Origin of the sequence: Parabacteroides chinchillae (genome assembly GCF_900108035.1) — a bacterium.
In the GTDB taxonomy this organism is placed as follows: Bacteria; Bacteroidota; Bacteroidia; order Bacteroidales; family Tannerellaceae; genus Parabacteroides; species Parabacteroides chinchillae.
Window position 1 is genome coordinate 62949 of the sequence record NZ_FNVS01000011.1, and the last position, 20140, is coordinate 83088.

Genomic DNA, 20140 nt, shown 5'->3' on the forward strand with positions numbered 1-20140 from the left:
TTAGAATTGAAAATAAATAAAAGAAGCAGGTACACTTGAAGAATAATAAGAAATAAACATAAGAATACACATATACAATAATAATCTTCTCCATTGAGAAGTAACTTGTAAATCTAAACCATGCTTACCTTTTCTATTCAACCATTCTTGCACAAACATAAAAAGAATTGCAGAACAAAGTACGATCAAAAACAATATATCAATGGGAATTCCTGGAAAAACAGGAACGACAAACAGCGTCTTATAAAATAACAAATTACTAATATAACCATAAGCTTGAGATATCGTATTTGATCTAAATATTACCCAACCAAACATAACTAAAATAAATGTCAACAACATCTGTAAAAATTCATAACATGAAGGAAATAATGAATTATCCGCTACTACAGATTGGAATTTATGTTTTTTATTCAATAATAATAACGGTAAAAAGAACATTGCATGATATAATCCCCAAATAATAAAAGTCCAATTAGCTCCATGCCATAAGCCACTGACAAGAAAAACGATAAATGTATTTCGGATAACCTTTGCTTTACTACACCTATTACCTCCTAGTGGTATGTAAATATAATCTCGAAACCATGTCGTTAATGAAATATGCCATCTCCTCCAAAATTCTGCAATATTTCTGGAGAAATAAGGATATTTAAAATTATCCCCCAATTGTATACCTAATAATTTGGCACATCCAATAGCAATATCGGAATAACCGGAAAAATCTCCATATATTTGAATTGTAAAGAAAAACGCCCCAAACAATAAGGTACTAGCAGGAACTGTATTGTAATTCTCAAAAATACCATTTACTAATATGGCACAATTATCTGCAACTACAATCTTCTTAAACAATCCCCATAAAATTTGTCTAAGCCCATCTACTGCTTCTGTATAAATAAAATTTCTTTTAGACGAAAATTGGGGTAATAAATGGCTTCCTCTTCCGATAGGTCCGGATAATAGTTGAGGGAAAAAACTTATAAAAGCAAAAAATGAAATTATATCCTCTGAAGGATGTATCTTCTTATTATAAACATCTATTGTATATCCCAATGCTTGAAATACATAGAAACTAATACCTATTGGTAATATCAAATATAAAGGATTTATATCTAAATTTATTCCAAACAAGTGAAATGCCGACACAAAATTTACAACAAAAAAATCGTAGTATTTAAACAAAAACAATATTCCAATGTTAATAAAAACAGCAAACCTTAATATCCATATTTGTTTATTTCGATCTTTAAATAATTCCAATACGGAACCACTCAAATAACTAATTATAGTTACAGCAATAAGTAGTAAAAGTAATTTCCAACTCCACCAACCATAAAAAAAATAGCTTGATAGAATAATAAATATATTTTGTAATCTCACATTACGGGAGAAAACGAACCAATAAAGAATAAAAACAACTGGAAAAAAGAATAAAAAAACAGCAGAATTAAATAACATAATAATCAAACTTATTTTTTGACTTCATGGTATTCTTCCTCCGTATTTACAGACCATATATTCTCTTTACTTATAATACCATTTTTTATATTGTCAACAGTGGCAATTGCAGTCATCATTGAATGATCCATATTGTTGTATCGGTGTTGTCCGTTTCTTCCAATACAATATAGGTTCGGTATTTTATCGAGAAAAGCTTTTACTTTGTCTAATTGGTAATAACTGCCAAAGTAAGAAGGATAAGCTTTTTTTATTTTCACCTGAACGGCATCTAGTACGTCTTGTTTATCTATGATATCTATTTTAACTAGTTCTTCTATTGCCATTTTTATAAACTCCTCTTTGGGCATATTCCACATGTCATCACCTTCTGTACAGAAATACTCCAAGCCAATCCACATCGTATTTTCATAATCGGCAACCAGATAAGGAGACCAGTTATTAAAAACTTGCAGACGCCCGATTTTTACATCACGCTCTTGGATATATATCCAAGTATCAGGAACCCGTTCCAGATATGTTTTTATTTTAGTCTTATTCCTTATCCGGAGCTTATTTACTAATAATCCTACTGTAATAAAATCCCGATAAGGTAATTTTTTTGCAATACTTTGAATCTCCTCAGGAATAGAGATTCCGGATAGTGATGCTACTAAATCTTTTATAGGCATTGAGGACAAGAAATAATCACAAGGTCGAGTCTCTGTTTTTCCTTCTATAGAACGAGTAGTTACAGAGATTACGCGGTTTTCTTCTATATTGATTTTTACAATTTCCTGATTTTTATATAGTTCACCGGATTTGTTTTCTACTTCTTTAGCTGCGGTTTCCCAAAGTTGCCCCGGCCCATATTTAGGATAAATGAATTTTTCAATAAGAGAGGTTTCAATTTGCTTTTGATCAATTGATTTGGGAGAAGTAAAAGTCTTTTTTACCATATCCTTCAAAATTGTAATAAGTGAAAGTCCTTTTACCCGCTGCGACCCCCAATCTGCCCCCAGCTTGGCAGGGTGTATTCCCCACACTTTCTCGGTATAATCTTCGAAAAACATTTTGTACAAAGGCTCACCAAAGCGATTAATGTAGAAATCTTCTAATGAATTTTCTTTTCTTTTATGAATAGTTGATAACAAATAACCTGTTCCTGCCTTTATGGTTCTGAATAGCCCCATATTTGAAAATGTTTCTAATTTCAATGAAATGGGATAATCGAAGAACTTGCGTAAATAGAATATACGTGATACCCGTTGTCTTACAAGCATAACCCGATCTTCTTTTTCCGGATTAATACCATTTTTAGTTAAATCCGAGTTCGTCTTGTTTAATAATATTTCATCTTTGGCAGGCATTTCTTGTAGAGGCATCATTTCTGCCCACCAATTCATGACAGTATCTTCTTTAGAGAAAAATCTATGTCCACCTATATCCATTCGGTTACCTTTGTAGCATACGGTTTTTGAAATTCCTCCGATATCATTTGTTGACTCATAAATAACAGGATGAATATTTGTTTTCCGAAGGAATTCAATCGCTGCAGTCAGACCTGCCGGACCTGCGCCTGCAATAATTGCGGTTTTTGTAGATTCTGTCATGATGATTTTTTATTAAAGATGAAATATTTTCGAGCAAGGAAATTCCATAAGTAGACTAGAACAGCTGTAATTATTTTAGATAAGATATAATATAGGCCTAAAAATTCTGTAAATGCCCAAATCAGTGCATCATTTAATCCTAACCCTATAATTCCAATCAAACTAAAAAATAGAAACTCCAAGCTCTTATTTGTTACTATAGAAGACTCTTTGTCAAATACCCAATGGGTACTGATTATATAGTTTACTAATAATCCTGCGATAAATGATAAAGATGCGGATATTATATAGTGTATATATAGATATTCTGTTAATAGGTAGAGTAGTCCTATGTCTACTATAAAGGCAGTCCCTCCAACCAATGTATATCGGAATAGCTGGATGAGTATATTGTCAGGCTTGTTAAAAACTATTCGTCTATATAATGTTTTCATTATAATCTCAAAAAACTAAACTTATATACTATTCGTTCTTTTTTATTATATATCCCGGTCTTCCTTTTACTTCTTCATATATTCTCCAAATATATTCCGCTATTATCCCTAAACTTAACAGAATAAGTCCTCCAAAAAAAGTAATAAATAAAATAATAGAGACCCATCCAGGAACTATTACTCCCCAAAATTGACGGTTTCCAAATAACGCAATATAACCATAAAATATCATAACAACCACGGATAAAAATGCTGTCCAAAATCCAAGATTCGTGATAAATTTTATAGGAAAAGATGAAGATGAAAAAAACACATCTTTTGCCAAACGAATTTTTTTCTTAAATGTCCATCTGGATTTTCCTTGATTTAATCCCAAAGGGCGTTCATAAGGAAAATAGAGTGGAGAGAACCCTAAACGAAAAATCTCAGGAATAACAGCTGTATTAATAGGGTGAATGCGGTTGTTTAATACATCTATCACTTCTCTATCAATAAAAGCTAAGTCTGCACCACCTTCCGGATAAGTTATTTCAGAAAGGACATTTATTATTTTATAGTAACAAATAGAAAATATCCGACTACTCCAAGGATCATCTCTCGTTATACGATTTGGTATAATTACTTTATGTCCCTGTTCCCACAATCGATACATATCTATTATTGTATGGTATGGTTGCTGTTCATCATCAGGTAAAGCAATTGCACATGCACCCTTACAAACTGATAAGCCAGCAAACCAGGAATAATTACTAGTATAGTTTCGACTCAATTGATATGCTTTTACATTAGAATATTTACTTCCCAGCTTTTTAGCAATCTCAAAAGACATATCGGTAGATCCATCATCCATTACTATAAATTCAAATGGAATATTCTCTCCATCCAACAATTCTTTTAGTTGGAAATAAGAAGTGCATATACGCTCACCACTATAATAGCTCAATAAAATAATAGAAAGTAATTTATCAGACATGCTCTACTTTATTTATTCCTTTTTTTGTAATTCAGATATTATAATTCAAATTGATTTATAACATCCACTATTTTATCGATATCCATATTATTTATGCAAGGTCCCATCGGCAAACTCAAAATTTCACGATGAATTAGTTCTGTTATTGGATATGATAGAGAATTCCATTCTTTATAACATTCCTGCTTATGGGGAGGAATCGGATAATGAATCAACGTTTGAACACCTTGTTCCATTAGATATCGCTGGAGTTTATCACGCCCAGAACAACGAATCGTGAACAAATGGAAAACATGTGAATCCCAATCTTCAACCTGAGGCAATATAATTTTCGGGTTCGTTATACGCTGCATATAATACGCTGCTATTTCCTTTCGAATTTTGTTATCCGCATCCAAATATTTCAACTTCACATTTAAAACCGCTGCCTGTATCTCATCTAATCGACTATTGCGGCCTCTATATTGAAATACATACTTTCTTGAAGAACCATAATTAGCCAATGAACGTACTATGAAAGCGAGCTCTTTATCATTAGTCGTAACAGCTCCTCCATCACCTAAAGCTCCTAAGTTTTTACCTGGGTAAAAACTATGTCCTGAGGCACTGCCTAAGGAGCCCGTTTTTTGTCCTTTAAACAAACAGCCATGAGCTTGCGCATTATCTTCAATAAGTTTCAGATTATACTTCTTACATATATCTCCAATCTTGTCCGTATAAGCACATTGTCCATATAGATGAACAATCATAATTCCTTTTGTACGTTTTGTAATGGCCTCTTCAATCCGTGTATCATCAATCTGATAGGTGTCCAGAGAAGGCTCTACCAAAACTGGCTTCAAATTGTTATCTGTTATAGCCAATATAGATGCGATATACGTATTAGCAGGAACAATTATTTCATCTCCTTCAGACATTACTCCCATTTCTATATATGCACGCAAGACCCAATTCAATGCATCAAGGCCATTGGCCACACCTATACAATAAGATGTACCTATATAGTTTGCATAATTTGTTTCAAATTGTTCATTTTCTTTTCCTTGAAGGTACCAACCAGAATCTATTACACGTGATACGGCATCATGTATTTCATGAGAGTATTTATCCGTTATTTGTTTTATATCCAAAAATTTAATCATCTTATTACAATTTTACAACCGTTCCATCTTCCGCAATATAACCTTTCATTTTAGCAGGATTACCATACCAAAGTGTTCCAGACGGGATATCTTTTGTCACCACACTTCCTGCACCTACGAAAGCAGATTCTCCTATTACAACCCCTGCCACAATCGTTGAATTAGCTCCAATAGAACATCCTTTTCTCAACAATGTTCTCTCAAAGCTTTTAGGATATACTTTAGATCTGGGAAATAGGTCGTTAGTAAATGTCACATTAGGACCAACAAAGACATTATCCTCTATAGTCACGCCATCCCAAACTTGCACACCGGATTTTATTGTTACGTTATTTCCTATTTCCACATCATTTTCAATAAGAACATGGGCACAAATATTACAATTCTGACCCACCTTTGCATCTTTCAATATTACACAAAATTGCCAAATGCGAGTATTATCTCCAATATTTTCAGATTGAATATCAGATAATGGATGTCGTAATATCATTTTTATAAATTAAAAATTTTGGATAATCCCTAATATAATCTTCTTCTTCATATTTATGAGAAGCCAAAACCAGACAAATCGATCCCGAAGAAAATCCTTGTTCTGCCGCCCAGATACCTGGAGGTATATGCAACCCATAAAATGGTCGATTTAATAACACCGTTCTTTTATTTATTCCATCGTCTAAAACAACCTCAAAGCTACCGCTAGCGGCAACCAATAGTTGATGGCATTCTTTATGGGCATGCGCCCCTCTAGCTTCTCCCCCAGGAATATCATACGTGTAAAAAACTCTCTCTATTTCAAAAGGTATATTTTTTCTTCCGGCAATAGGAGTTATATTTCCTTTTTCATTTTCAATCCGAGGTAATTGTATTATAGAACAATCAAATACAGTCATTTACTTATTATTTATTTGTTTCAAAAACTCATCATAATCACGAATATAATCAAATTGATCATAATCTGTTGAAGATAAAATCAATGCTAATGAATTAGTTGAAAAGTTCTCCATTTCCCTCCAATACATTTTAGGAACATATAAACCATAATACGACCGATTCAATGAATAAACTTTTCTTTCTTTGCCATCATCTAAAACAACATCAAAACTGCCGGACAAGGCGACAATAAATTCTTCATTCTCTTTATAAGCATGTCCTCCTCGTATTTCTCCTCCAGGAACATCATATATCCAATAAGTTCGCTTTATTTCAAATGGAATATGATTTTTTGCTTCGATAAAAGAAAGATTGCCACGACGATCCAGTATCTTTGGTAAACTAATTATTTTATTTTTTTGCATAACGCTTATATTAAGTTGACCAGGAAACGCATAAATCTTTTATATGAAAAAAAGTTTTTCCTAACAGTCTTATCATCAATTATTTTATTTGCCAACACATACTTTGGATGTAATAATGGAAAATTTATTTGCATCGATTCAATATGCAATTTACTATTCTTCGATGACATATGCGTAGCCCCTATGGAATTTAATCCTATGTTTGTCACCAAATTGACAGATGGATAAAGACACAACTGATTTTGCGTACGAAGCATAAACCAATACTGTACATCCCACGTATTAATCCCCTTATCACCGGCTAAAGTATCTTCTATAAAAGAAGAAAAATAAATTTCCTCTCTCAAACTCTTAAATAATGATTTTCTTTTTAATTGATTCTTTTTTGATTCTTCCCAATACGAAAAATTCACATCATAATTTTTCCAGACTCTACGCCAAGATGCCCACCCCCAAATATGAGAAATTGAACAGAAATCATAGCTCAAGCCTTTATCAACAATTCCGGGAAAGAAATTATTCCCTCCAATATGACCTATACGATCATCATCTTTATATTTAACAAGAAGTTCCTCACAAAAAGGAAAAAAAGACAAATCCGGCAAACAATCGTCTTCCAAAATAACACCATATTCTTCTTGTTCAAAAAACCAAGTTATGGCTTCTGAAACAGCAACTTTACATCCTAAATTTTTTATCCGATATAAAGTTTTTAACTCGCAGGGCCAATCTATTTTTGAAATAATAGCCCTTGTTTCTTCACAACGTTTTATTTCATCAGGATTATTTTCCCTTGCAGCATCTGCTGCGACATAGAGGCGAGTAGGTTTTATCTGTCGAATACGCTCAAATACTCGTATTGTAGTATCCGGACGAGAAAAAATCAAAAAAAGGATTGGGGTATTATACATTCTGGGTACAAGAAATTATTTTCAAAATCATTTTTTTTAAAGAAAAAGGCAAATAAAAAATCATAAATTTCAGTTTTTCCTTAAATGGCATTCTCAACTGGTTTATTGACTCAAAAGATGAAACAGGCTCCATCAATCCCATAAGTAATGTATTTTCTTGCTTAGATATCACAATTCTCTTTAATAACAGCCATAAAGGAAATAATCTAAAGTTATTTAAATATCTAATAACATATAAGTCTGATATCGAAAATTTTCTCGCCACATCACACATAAACTTATATCCAGACAACAGATCCTCTACATTTTTTTCTCTATATACTGAAGTAACCGATTCCGTTCTAAATATCCATTGATACGTTATAGTTGCCAATATACGGACTTTTGGATTACATGCTGAAAAATAGAATGTAAAAGGATTATCTTCATGGTTACATTTTTCAATAAAAGAAAGAGAATTTTCTTTGATAAAAGAAAGTTTATACAATTTATTCCACACTTGAGGATAGTATTTCTTACCAACAAGATAATGATATAAAATCTCTCTATCCAAAACTTCATTTTTTAAATGTAATGGATATTCTTTCGTTTGCACTTTTCTAACATAAGATCCAACCACCATATCATAATCATCATCTAATGAATCTATAAATTGTTGTATTGCCGTTTTTTCTAAAATATCATCACTATCCATAAATAAAATATAATCTCCGGATGCATACTTAATTCCTGTATTTCTAGTCGCGCCAAGTCCTTTATTGACTCCATGATCTATTATCTTTATATTTTTTTGTGGGTAGTTATTACAACTCCTATACACAATTTTCATACTATCATCTTCTCCCCTGTCATCTATAATAACATATTCTATGTTTTCATATGTTTGGCTAAGAGCACTCAACAAACTATTTTCCACACAGAAAGCAACATTATAAACGGGAAATATTAGTGATACTTTTTTCATTATTTATCATTTAACTTGAGCAAACAATTTACTTTTAGTATGAATTATTTTATATCTTGGATTTGCCTCTAAAATTATACGCTCTAACACCTCCGGATCATCAGGCAAATGATAAGTACAAATTGCTAGTTTAGGAGAGAACTTTTTCAAAACTTCTCGTGCACCTAACAGCATATCTCTTTCTGCACCCTCTATATCAGCTTTTATAAAAGATATTTTTTCTAAATTAGCCTGTTGAGCAAACGAATCTAAAGTTGTAATCTCTATTTTTTCATTTTTCCCCTCTTGTAATATTGCAATAGAATTAGCCTCTCCTTTGTCATTATCTATAAACATGTTACAGATACCCGAAATATTTCCTAACCCTTTCTTTATAGCATAAAATCGGCCTTCATTTAGTTTAGCAGTTCGTTCTAGAACTTCAAAAGTTGTACTAGTTGGTTCAAACGCATAAGCTATTGCACCTTTAGCTGCGGCATATGCTGAAAAATCTCCAATCCATGCTCCAGCATCAATTACAACATCTCCCTTCTCTACTTTAACATTTATACCATCTCCTTCGTAACCATATGGTCCTTCATTTAAATAAGTATCCAATTTCCGTACCAATTCAGAATCATAGTTATCATTAAAAAGAACATAAAAGTAGAACGTATCTTGAAAAACATTTTTCACAGGAAAATGTTTTTCAAAGGGGACTAAGGCTCCTTTGAAATTATAAAATCTAAAATCTATCAACCATAATTTATCAAATTCTTTTTGATCTATCAATAAATACCACCTATTTACTGCAGTAGAAAAAATATTTAATTTATTCGAAACTCCTTTTATAAAATAAGCTAATGATGCTTTCAAAGTACGCTCTCCACTTTTATATCCTATCAAAGTATTGAACAGGAGTTTTATAGAAAAATTTGTTCTCAGAATACTTTTCACTTTTTTATCCATACAATTATCATAATAAATCAAGAAAACAAATCATATAAACTATTCTTTATTTTTTAAATGTTATAATAAGATTTTCGCCTTTTACATCTAATATATAATCATATATGGATAACGTAGACAAAACTGATTTAGCACATCCAGCTTGTATCCGATCATGTAATTCTATTATTAAAACATTTACTAAAGGAAGCCATTGATGAGCTGTTTCATCGAATATTTCTTTTTCAGCTCCTTCTATATCAATCTTCAACAAATCAATTCTAGGATAATTATATCTACATATTATTTCTGCTATTGTAATAGCAGAAATACTTGTACAAGTATTTCTGCTATTGTAATAGCAGAAATACTTGTACAAGTATTTGACTCTTTTACTGAAAAAGCATCAAAATTCGCATCGCTAGAATTAAAACTTAAATAGCTAGATTTATTCCAAACTGCTGCTTTTAACAAATTTACATTCGAAAGATTTACTGTATTTAAATTTAATAATTCAAAATTGGAATCCTCTGGTTCAATAGCTATAACATTAGCTTCTGGCCATTTTTCTTTAAAATAACATGTTGCTAAACCAATATTTGCACCACAATCAATTATATATTTCGGAGACGATAACGCTATCTCATACTCCTTCGAACAAAATATTTGCTCCAATATACCTATATCACTAGTTCCTAACCTTAAATAAAATCTTCCCACTTTTATTACCTTTCCTCTCATGTAGAAAGGAGTAAAAAGACATAAAAACGACTTAATCCCCAAAATATTAAACAGTTTTATTACTTTTATCAGTTTAAACAATCTATATTTTAAATTCACTTCCATTATTATAATAATTTTATTTTTTTAAAAAGATAAAGCCATTTAGCATAAACATCCGAAATGTTGTATTGTTGAACTTTAAATTTTGCCTCCTTTGCCATACTGCATCTCAATTCATCATTGCTAGCTAACTCAACCAAACTTTCAGCATATTTTTCGATATCAAAAGCAGGAACAATAACTCCATTCTTCCAATTATCAATCATATCGTAAATGGCAGAAAATGAATTAAAACCAACAGGAACTACTCCCATTGACATTGCTTCTAAAAAAACAGTAGGTAATCCTTCTATTACAGACGTTAAACATAATATTGATGCTCTATCTATTAAAGGTCTAGAATTAGTAAAACCTTTAAGCTCTATTCTTTCTAAATTTAAACTATCAATAACTTCTTTACAATAAAACATATATTCCCCATCTCCAACTATGGTAAGTCTCCATTCAGGTATTTTATATTGTATTTTCTCCCACACTTTTAATAATATCCAAACTGCTTTTTCTACACGCAAACTCGCACAAAAAACTATTTCTTTTGATTTCTCTTCAATCGGAATATTACTTTGATAAAATGAAGATGGAGCTAATGAGTTCGGAATTACAAAAACTTTATGAGGGTTCTTTACTTTTACTATTGCTAAATATTCTTTAATGTAAGAAGGAGACAAAACCACAACTGCATCATGGAGATTGTATGCGTGCCTGTTATCTTTGGAAATTTTTTTCTTCAATAGGAACAAATACAAATTAGGAAAAAGACTTATTATGCTGTCTTTAATCGTTTTTGATCTTATACGAGGGAAAGAGTTTAGTAAGCAATATTTTTTCAATTGTATTGTATGATTCGGACAATTGTGTATTAACTCTACAAATTTTATAGTTGGTATTTCTCTCTTAATTGCCGAAAAAAAATCTTCTATTTCCCAGATAGGCAAATAAAAATTAAATATAACTTGAATTTTCTTCTCGCGTATAAAATGAACAATAGTTTCTACATTTTTTTGTGTATTATACCTATTATTATCAGGCAATAAAACTCCATTTACACTTTCTTCGGATCTTTCTAAATACGCAAAATATAGACAACTTTCATAACTATCGTTAGTCAACTGATCTGTCAATTGTTTATAAAACCAATAGAAGCTATTATTTGGTGTAAACGGAGAGTTATTGCATAAAAGAATATTCATATTTTATTAATTAAGCAGACACATATTAAAAAATCATTGTTTTGCTGTCTATTTTTAGATTTAACATAAATAGAATTTATTCACCAGTATTTCGCCAAATTTAAAATTAGATTCATTTATTTCTTACAGACCGCTACATAGTTTTGCGTGTAATCGTCATTAAAACACTTTTTGTCCATAAATACAAAGAACTTATTTGATAAGCACAAAAAACATTTCTTAATGGCATTAAGAAATGTTTTTCCCTGTACAGGGAAAAACAACCCTAAACTTATCATTTGCCCAATCATAGCCCACTTTCCTCCATTCGAATAAATTCGTATATCACAAAAACCGGCTTCCTCCAAGTATTTATTTATTCCAAATTTTGTAAAACGATGATAATCATATGGAGCTAAATGAACAGGCCAAACAAAAGGAACAGATATTATATATGTCCCTCCAGGTTTTAATAATCTATAGCTTTCCGATACACATTTTCTTGTATCATATACGTGTTCTAATACCTGTGTAGAGATTATGGTATCAAATGATTCATCATCCAAAGGAATATTTATTGCATCACATACTAAATCAACATTACCTTCATCTGATTGTACAAAATCACAGCCATAAATAGTATCTACATATTTTTCCAAATAACTCGCATAAGGTTTATTTCCGCATCCTATATCCAATAATTTGCCTTTAGCGTTTTTTTCAAAGCATTTCAAAAGTATAGGATGAAGAAAATAAGAAGCAATATAGTCTACATCTGATAATTTCTTTTTTTTCATAACGACTTATTTTTTATTAACAGAATTGTATCTTTTAAAATTTTTGATCCTAATAAATAACTTAAACTAAGATAGATAATTGCAGAAAAAAAGATCTTAAACCCTATCAACAAATAAATATTTACAATTTCTAGTGATAAAAAATACACTATAATAAGTGTCACTATGATTATAAATAAATATGTTCCTACGTCTAGAAAAACCATTTTCAATGATAATTCTATTTCTTGATTCACACAATGGTGCCAATATAATAATGATAATAAAAAGCTAAATACATACACACTAACCATAACCATTATGCCCCATTTAAAAGCAATTAAAACTGAAACAATTTGCAATAATCCCTGAAATATAGTTCCACTTAAATAAAGCTCTGAACGACCATGAGCTATTAATAACTGATTGTATAGAATTTGTAAAAATAAAAAAGCTCCCCATACTGATAAAATTTGTAAAACAGGAACAGAAGGTAACCATTTTTCGCCAAGCACTATACAAACAAACTCATGCGAAACAAATGCCAATCCAAACATTACAGGAAAAGAAACAAATGCCCCAAAACGACACATTTTACGAAACACATTTATCTGCCGTTCCTTATTATTTGAAGCTTCCACTAAAACAGGCTGGGCAACGGCATAAAACATCCCCCATAAAGATTGACTACCCATAACTACCCACTTCTGTCCTTGAGTGAAAAATCCAACATCTGTAGCATTATAAAATCGCCCTAACAATACAGGAAAAATATAAATATTTAATTGTTGAAATATATTAGTAATAAATAGTTTTAAACTAAATGAAAACATACCTTTTAATGGTTGAAAATTAATATCAAAAGAAGGTTTCCATGGAGCAAATATAAAACGCAGCAAAGCCCCTCCACAAATAAAAATCATACTTTGAAATACTAATGCCCAATAAGCATATCCTTTCATCGCAAGAGTAACTCCCACTATACCAGATAAAGCCATAACAGTTATATCAATCTGCGCCTGTTTTTTCACCATTAATTGTCTAAACAACACCGTATAAGAAACCCCTGCGCATCCATTAAAAAAAAAACTTAAAAAAACAACCCTAGATAAATTAGTTAACTCCGGTCGTTTGTAGAAATCAGAAATAAATGGAGCACAAAAAAATAATATTATATAACAAACTAAGCCAACAAAGAATGTAAACCAAAATACCGCATTATAATCCTCATGCGCTACATCTTGCTTATTAGTTAATGCTACAGTAAAGCCACTATTTATAATGGTACCTGCAATCCCTGAAAAGATAGCTAACATACCAACCAAACCGTAATCTTCTGCATTCAAAATACGAGCTAAGTAAATGCCAAACAACACTCCCAACAATTGTTGTACCCCATTACTTACACCGCCCCAAAAGAGTCCTTTCACAGTCTTTTGCTTTAAAGTGTCTTTTTCCATCTATACTATTCAACTACTTTATAAAAACACTCCCCATTTTCTACATCCTCTACTAATAAAGACAAATGAGAAAGAAAGTATTCTGAAGGCTTTGCACTCTTTAAAATACGAATATATTCTATACGATTCTCAATGATGAAATTTATTCTAATTTCATCATCCGATATATCGGATGATGAAACTTTAGACTTCGCATAATAATCACGGTAAGGTGTATGGTCAGTAGACCATTCGGCATCATTATTTCCTTTATTTATAGAATAGTGAATCACATTATTATAATAATAGTCCAACGCATCAGGGAACGTTATAGCATCAACTACTCCAGAGACATAGTTTCCACCTTCTCCCAGCCTAATATGCTCTCCAATATAAAAACCAATACGGTATTCATCTTGTTCAGGTAAAAACTTTACTATCGTTGACTCATACTCCAGATTCATAGAATTCAAAGGTACAAGATCTTTATTATATACTTTACACGTAAACCACAAGCTGCTTCCACAAAAACAAAATAAAAATATTTTTTTGTGTGCAGAAAATTCTTGTTTAGTTACCATAATCAAAAAAGTAACAGAGAGAAGAGTATACATAAAAATAGGAAGAGTGCCACTAATGAACTGCGTTGCATCATAGTTATAAGGACGCATTATTATACTCACTGTGATAGTAATAAAGCACAATATGCCATATACATATCCTATATTAAGGAGAGGGTTCAAAGCTACATTCTTTCTATCTTTCCAACCTATAATAATTATTCCTATAATAAAATGAATATATGCAAGTATGTAAAGTATCGGTTGAGTAATATAAAGACGGAATAAATTCCAATGGAATGGTTCTCCCCAATGCGTACTGCGAGAGGAAGATTGCAAAATATACAGCAAATAGCATACTATTACAAAAAAATAAGGCAACCAAAGTTTCCAATCAACAAATTTCACTTTATATGTATACCAAAACAAAAAGATACCTATCGTCCCCCATACCCCTACCAATAGAATTATGTTAAGGATCGGAATTGCCAAAAGTAAATAATATGAGTATTTCTTTTTTCCGTACAAATAAGTAACTACAGCCATTTGAAAAAACATAATCACTGGCAACATTTTAGGGTAATTCAACCGATACGTACTTCCTTTAATTAATGAGACAAATTCGGACAAATATGATATTACATCCACCATTAAGAAGGCCGTCAAAACCAAGCCTAAATACATCCAGGATATCTTTTTCCGTATTTCTACTACTGCCAATAAAGAGAAAAATATCAAAATATTAAACAGCATTGGCATAGAAACCATATAAGTAATAACAGCATTCAGTCCAAATATTTTATATAAAAAAGCATTCGTCCATAATTCAAAATAATGGTATGGTTGAGGTGCTATATACTTGAAAAAGTTATATTCAAGAAGACCATTCTCATACCCTTTATTTAAGTACTGAGACACTTTAGCATAATAGTCTAAATCACAAAAATAAGGAGAAAAAGCTCCCTTATCGAAATCAATTATGCGATACACATAATAGATATAGAATATAGTATTTATCAAGAATACTATTAACAAATAGACCTTCCAAGAAGAAGTCGTATGAAGTTTTAAATTATTAAATGAACATTTTTTACAGGTAAAACAATATATCAGAAATAAACCTAGCAATATCCAATTAACTGTCAATCCTTTTGTCATTATAATTGAATAAATTATAACAAATGCTGTTAGTCCCAAAATAGAAGATGCTATAATAGAATAGGCAGAAAGTTCTTCTATTCTATTAAAAAGAACATATTTAATGCCCCTTCCTAATCCATAAAGAAACAACAACGTAATAATTGGAACAAAATAGTATAATGACAGTTCAAATACTGATATAGGCAAATTCATCGTTCTAGTTCTTAATCATATCGTTTACCTTTAAAAACGATTAAAAAGATTTTATTAAATATTCACTTTTAATACTACCAAATTCAACTATTCAGTGAACCGATAATAAAATTACAACTTTTCATCCTCACTCATTCTCCCAGATTGTTGTTTCAGAATCTGTTACTTTCTGTTCATCATCCAAAAGATCAGCTATCAATTCTCCACTTTTCTGCATCAGACTTTTTTGTTCCTGTCCGTTTGCTTCGGATAAAGCGGAAACAGTATGGGAAAGTTCCTTTAGTTTGGCAAACATCTCTACAATAGCTATCGTAGTCTGAGTTGCACGCTCACTCTCTAAAATGGTGGCGAGCATATAGAGTCCTTTTTCGGTAAAGGCTTTAGGTACGGTTTTTATTTTAGCCCAATTTGCGGTCGGAAATTTCGACCGCAAAGACATTAACTCTTTGTTATTTAATCCAATAACATATCCACTTGGAAATTTATATGGATTATTTTTAACAGCTTCATTAATTCTCTTGGTTTCTACTCCATAAAGATATGCAACATCCGAATCTAATAATACTCGCTGATCTCTTACAATAATAATCCGGTCTTCAACTTCCTGAAATTTAACGATTTCTTTTTTCATAATTAAGGTCTTGGTCTATCTGTTAATTTAATATCTGTCTTTTACCGTCCTATACAATGGTATTCAAACCCATATTCCTCCATTTCTTTGATATCATAAATATTACGTCCATCTATTACCAATGGATTTGCCATTAACTTATGAACGGCAGTCCATGAAGGCATACGGAACTCTTTCCATTCGGTGATGAGCAACAAAGCATCAGCATCCACAACAGCATCATAAATGTCTTTAGCGTAGTAGATAATATCACCAATACGACGGCGGGATTCATCCATAGCTACCGGATCGTAAGCACGAACATCACAACCGGCTTTCAGAAGTTTGTCTATAATAACCAGAGAAGGTGCCTCACGCATATCGTCTGTTTCCGGTTTAAAAGCCAACCCCCAAATGGCAATGCGTCTGCCTTGTAATTGTCCGCCAAACTGTTTTTCCAATTTTCGGAAAAGAATAGATTTTTGCTCATCATTTACGTCTTCCACTGCCTGAAGGATACGCATCGGATATCCGCTTTTATTAGCAGTTTTTATCAATGCTTTTACATCCTTCGGAAAACAAGAGCCTCCATAACCACAACCGGCATATAAAAAACGATGGCCGATACGATCGTCTGTGCCTATTCCTTTACGAATCATGTTGACATCGGCTCCCACAATTTCACAGAGGTTAGCAATGTCGTTCATAAAGCTTATACGGGTTGCCAACATAGCGTTGGCAGCATATTTAGTCATTTCTGCAGAAGGTACATCCATAAAGATTACACGGAAGTTATTCAACAGGAAAGGGCGATATAAACGAGTCATCAATTCCTGTGCCCGTTCAGACTCCACACCAACAACTATACGGTCAGGGCTCATGAAGTCCTTGATAGCAGCTCCTTCTTTTAAAAATTCGGGATTAGAGGCTACATCAAAAGGTATATCCAGCCCCCGCTTATCCAGTTCCTCCTGTATAGTCTGACGTACTTTTTTAGCCGTACCAACCGGAACGGTACTCTTTGTAACAAGCAATAAATATTTCGTCATGTTACGTCCAACTGTACGGGCAACTTCCAGCACATATTTCAAGTCAGCACTACCATCTTCATCGGGAGGTGTACCTACGGCACTGAAGACTACTTCCACCTCATTCAAGCATTCTGTTAAATCTGTAGTAAATTGCAAACGGCCTGCTTTTTTATTACGATTTACCATTTCTTCAAGACCTGGTTCGTAAATAGGCATAATTCCGTTATTCAGGTTTTCTATCTTTTTAGTATCTACATCCACACAAAAAACTTCGGTACCCATTTCTGCAAAACAAGTACCACTGACAAGACCAACATACCCTGTCCCTACTATAGCGATTTTCATATCAGAATTACTGTCTATTATAAATTACGGAAATATTCGATGGTAGGCTTCAATCCTTCTTCCAGCTTCACTTTAGGTTCCCAACCATTCAACATTTTTTTTGCCAGCGAAATATCCGGTTTACGTTGTTTTGGATCATCTGATGGCAATGGCATAAAAGTTATCTTTGACTTCGAACCAACCAGACGGATAATCATCTCTGCTAGCTCCAGCATAGTAAACTCACCCGGATTACCTAAGTTAACAGGACCTGTAAAATTCTCTGTAGCCATCATACGGATCATACCTTCCACCAAATCATCCACATACTGAAAACTGCGAGTCTGTGTACCATCACCGTAAATTGTCAAATCCTCACCCTTTAGAGCCTGTACAATAAAATTAGAAACTACACGACCATCATCAGGACGCATATTTGGGCCATAAGTATTGAATATCCGGATGATCTTTATATCTACCTTATTCTGACGATGATAATCCATAAATAAGGTTTCCGCACAACGTTTACCTTCGTCATAGCAGGAACGAAGTCCTATCGGGTTCACATTTCCCCAGTAGCTTTCTTCCTGTGGATGTACCGCCGGGTCTCCATATACTTCACTGGTAGAAGCTTGTAATATACGGGCTTTTATACGTTTCGCCAAGCCCAGCATATTAATAGCCCCGATAACCGATGTCTTCACTGTACTTACCGGATCAAACTGATAATGAACCGGAGAAGCAGGGCAAGCCAAGTTATAAATTTCGTCTACTTCCACATAATAAGGAAATGTTACATCATGGCGAACCAATTCGAAATAAGGATTGTTTAATAAGTGAAGGACGTTTTTCTTTTTCCCGGTAAAATAGTTATCCATACAAATAACGCTATTACCCTCTTTCAAAAGACGTTCGCAAAGATGCGAACCGATAAAGCCGGCTCCACCGGTGACCAGAATTTGTTTCATTTTATCTCCCTTTTAATCCTTAAGCTATACATTATGGAATTCTCTTATAGATACACAAAAGCTCGTCACCCCCATCTGAGGACAACTAAAAGTGCCACAAAGATAGGAATTTGAATAAATTAAAGTTCATAAAATGGTAGTTATTTATCTGGTTTCGGGCTTTCGTTATTTGAATCAAAATCCTTTTCACATAATATAATCTAAATTCCGTTTGAATTTTAAAGGTTTTGGTAAAACATCCTGCATAAGGATAAGACTTCCCATACAAGCAATTATAAACCATCCCGATGATTTTTCAAAATCATCGGGATGGTTTCCTAAAATGATCGGGATGGTTTTATTATTTCAATGCATATATCCGCTGCACTATATCCACAACCTTCATGCCCTCCAGTACATTCGTAGTAATAGCAGCGGAGCCGGATAATACATTCACAACATTACGGATAACAAAGTTATGGTTTTGCGCAGATCCTTTGTATGGTCCATAATCGTTACCCGGATTAGTAGGAGCTAATTCGGGCATTTCATAATTTTTAATATGGCAATACTCTACTTCGTTCATGTATTGGCCGCCGATTTTAACACTACCGTTTTCAGCTACGACCAACATACTGCTCTCCATATTTTTATTCCAGACAGATGTAGAATAATTCAGGCATCCCATTCCTCCGTTTACAAATTGGAAATTCACAAAACCGGAATCTTCAAAAGCGGTCAAATCCTTATGATTAAAATCAGCAAAACGAGCCTGGATATTACATATATCACCAAAAAGCCAATACATTATATCTATGAAATGGGAGAATTGAGTAAAAAGAGTCCCTCCATCCAAAGCTGCATCGCCATGCCAACCACCAGCCTTATAATACCGTTCGTCACGATTCCAATAGCAATTAAGCTGTACCATATAAATTTTACCCAACTTTCCGGATTCTACCATCTCCTTTATCCACACAGAAGGAGGAGAATAACGGTTCTGCATTACACAAAATACCTGCTTACAATATTTAAGAGAAGTATATACAACTTTTTCAGCATCAGGGAGAGTTAATGCCATTGGTTTCTCTATTACGACATGATGGCCGGTCTCTATCGCGCGAATTGCCATTGGTGCATGCAAACCGTTAGGAGTACAGATATTAATTACGTCAATATCCAAACCGGAGTTTAGCAAATCTTCCAGGCTCTGAAAAAAAGGAACTGTATAAATATCAACTTCCAATTCTCCTTTAGTACGGATATCGCACAAAGCTACCAGTTCCGCCCCTTCATCACGGGTTATCATTTCTGCATGACGTTTACCTATATGGCCGCAACCTATAACAGCAAAACGAATTTTATTACCTTGTTTCATTCTATATTCCT

General features: G+C 32.8%; 21 protein-coding genes. All 21 read right to left on the minus strand.

All coding sequences use genetic code 11. From position 1 onward, the window contains the following. The gene (locus tag C4S38_RS10020; RefSeq protein ID WP_103983628.1) at positions 1 to 1461 is read right to left on the minus strand and encodes an MBOAT family O-acyltransferase; all 1461 of its coding nucleotides are present in this window, start codon (positions 1459 to 1461) and stop codon (positions 1 to 3) included. Positions 1462 to 1472: 11 nt separating this feature from the next. Next, positions 1473 to 3053, minus strand: coding sequence for an NAD(P)/FAD-dependent oxidoreductase (locus C4S38_RS10025; protein WP_103983629.1), 1581 nt, complete (start codon positions 3051 to 3053; stop codon positions 1473 to 1475). Continuing rightward, entirely contained in the window at positions 3050 to 3487 is a 438-nt protein-coding gene (locus C4S38_RS10030) for a GtrA family protein (RefSeq protein WP_103983630.1), read from the minus strand. Before C4S38_RS10030 ends, C4S38_RS10025 begins: the two co-directional genes overlap by 4 nt. A 28-nt stretch (positions 3488 to 3515) precedes the next feature. Beyond that, complete coding sequence (locus C4S38_RS10035; RefSeq protein ID WP_103983631.1) at positions 3516 to 4460, minus strand: glycosyltransferase; 945 nt, start codon at positions 4458 to 4460, stop codon at positions 3516 to 3518. A gap of 38 nt (positions 4461 to 4498) precedes the next feature. After that, on the minus strand, positions 4499 to 5602 hold the full coding sequence (locus tag C4S38_RS10040) for a DegT/DnrJ/EryC1/StrS family aminotransferase (protein WP_103983632.1): 1104 nt from the start codon (positions 5600 to 5602) through the stop codon (positions 4499 to 4501). Positions 5603 to 5606: 4 nt separating this feature from the next. Further along, positions 5607 to 6092, minus strand: a complete 486-nt coding sequence (locus C4S38_RS10045) for an acyltransferase (protein ID WP_103983633.1) — start codon at positions 6090 to 6092, stop codon at positions 5607 to 5609. Then, the gene (locus C4S38_RS10050) at positions 6067 to 6492 is read right to left on the minus strand and encodes a sugar 3,4-ketoisomerase (RefSeq protein WP_103983634.1); all 426 of its coding nucleotides are present in this window, start codon (positions 6490 to 6492) and stop codon (positions 6067 to 6069) included. The genes C4S38_RS10045 and C4S38_RS10050 overlap by 26 nt, the downstream gene beginning before the upstream one ends. Continuing rightward, positions 6493 to 6897, minus strand: coding sequence for a sugar 3,4-ketoisomerase (locus C4S38_RS10055; RefSeq protein ID WP_103983635.1), 405 nt, complete (start codon positions 6895 to 6897; stop codon positions 6493 to 6495). Between the two features lie 5 nt (positions 6898 to 6902). Continuing rightward, positions 6903 to 7808 (minus strand): hypothetical protein, encoded by a 906-nt coding sequence (locus tag C4S38_RS10060; RefSeq protein ID WP_103983636.1) that lies wholly within the window; start codon positions 7806 to 7808, stop codon positions 6903 to 6905. Continuing rightward, positions 7801 to 8772: a glycosyltransferase family 2 protein gene (locus C4S38_RS10065; protein WP_103983637.1), complete on the minus strand. Its 972-nt coding sequence runs from the start codon at positions 8770 to 8772 to the stop codon at positions 7801 to 7803. The genes C4S38_RS10060 and C4S38_RS10065 overlap by 8 nt, the downstream gene beginning before the upstream one ends. Positions 8773 to 8778: 6 nt before the next feature. Beyond that, positions 8779 to 9720: an FkbM family methyltransferase gene (locus C4S38_RS10070; RefSeq protein WP_146059476.1), complete on the minus strand. Its 942-nt coding sequence runs from the start codon at positions 9718 to 9720 to the stop codon at positions 8779 to 8781. Positions 9721 to 9766: 46 nt separating this feature from the next. Beyond that, positions 9767 to 10078 (minus strand): FkbM family methyltransferase, encoded by a 312-nt coding sequence (locus C4S38_RS10075; RefSeq protein WP_103983639.1) that lies wholly within the window; start codon positions 10076 to 10078, stop codon positions 9767 to 9769. Next, positions 10012 to 10545, minus strand: coding sequence for an FkbM family methyltransferase (locus tag C4S38_RS10080; RefSeq protein WP_103983640.1), 534 nt, complete (start codon positions 10543 to 10545; stop codon positions 10012 to 10014). Before C4S38_RS10080 ends, C4S38_RS10075 begins: the two co-directional genes overlap by 67 nt. Positions 10546 to 10547: 2 nt before the next feature. After that, complete coding sequence (locus C4S38_RS10085; RefSeq protein ID WP_103983641.1) at positions 10548 to 11732, minus strand: glycosyltransferase; 1185 nt, start codon at positions 11730 to 11732, stop codon at positions 10548 to 10550. A 116-nt stretch (positions 11733 to 11848) separates the two neighbouring features. Then, positions 11849 to 12508, minus strand: coding sequence for a class I SAM-dependent methyltransferase (locus C4S38_RS10090; RefSeq protein ID WP_103983642.1), 660 nt, complete (start codon positions 12506 to 12508; stop codon positions 11849 to 11851). Continuing rightward, a complete protein-coding gene (locus tag C4S38_RS10095; RefSeq protein WP_103983643.1) occupies positions 12505 to 13947 on the minus strand; it encodes a lipopolysaccharide biosynthesis protein in 1443 nt (480 codons plus the stop codon). The genes C4S38_RS10090 and C4S38_RS10095 overlap by 4 nt, the downstream gene beginning before the upstream one ends. Positions 13948 to 13952: 5 nt before the next feature. Beyond that, complete coding sequence (locus C4S38_RS10100) at positions 13953 to 15839, minus strand: hypothetical protein (protein WP_103983644.1); 1887 nt, start codon at positions 15837 to 15839, stop codon at positions 13953 to 13955. 127 nt (positions 15840 to 15966) lie between these two features. Next, entirely contained in the window at positions 15967 to 16470 is a 504-nt protein-coding gene (locus tag C4S38_RS10105; RefSeq protein WP_103983645.1) for an ORF6N domain-containing protein, read from the minus strand. A 41-nt stretch (positions 16471 to 16511) separates the two neighbouring features. Continuing rightward, entirely contained in the window at positions 16512 to 17825 is a 1314-nt protein-coding gene (locus C4S38_RS10110; protein ID WP_103983646.1) for a UDP-glucose dehydrogenase family protein, read from the minus strand. A gap of 17 nt (positions 17826 to 17842) precedes the next feature. After that, positions 17843 to 18772, minus strand: a complete 930-nt coding sequence (locus C4S38_RS10115) for a UDP-glucuronic acid decarboxylase family protein (RefSeq protein WP_103983647.1) — start codon at positions 18770 to 18772, stop codon at positions 17843 to 17845. Positions 18773 to 19112: 340 nt separating this feature from the next. Then, positions 19113 to 20129 (minus strand): Gfo/Idh/MocA family protein, encoded by a 1017-nt coding sequence (locus tag C4S38_RS10120; protein WP_099464672.1) that lies wholly within the window; start codon positions 20127 to 20129, stop codon positions 19113 to 19115. Positions 20130 to 20140 lie beyond the last annotated feature (11 nt).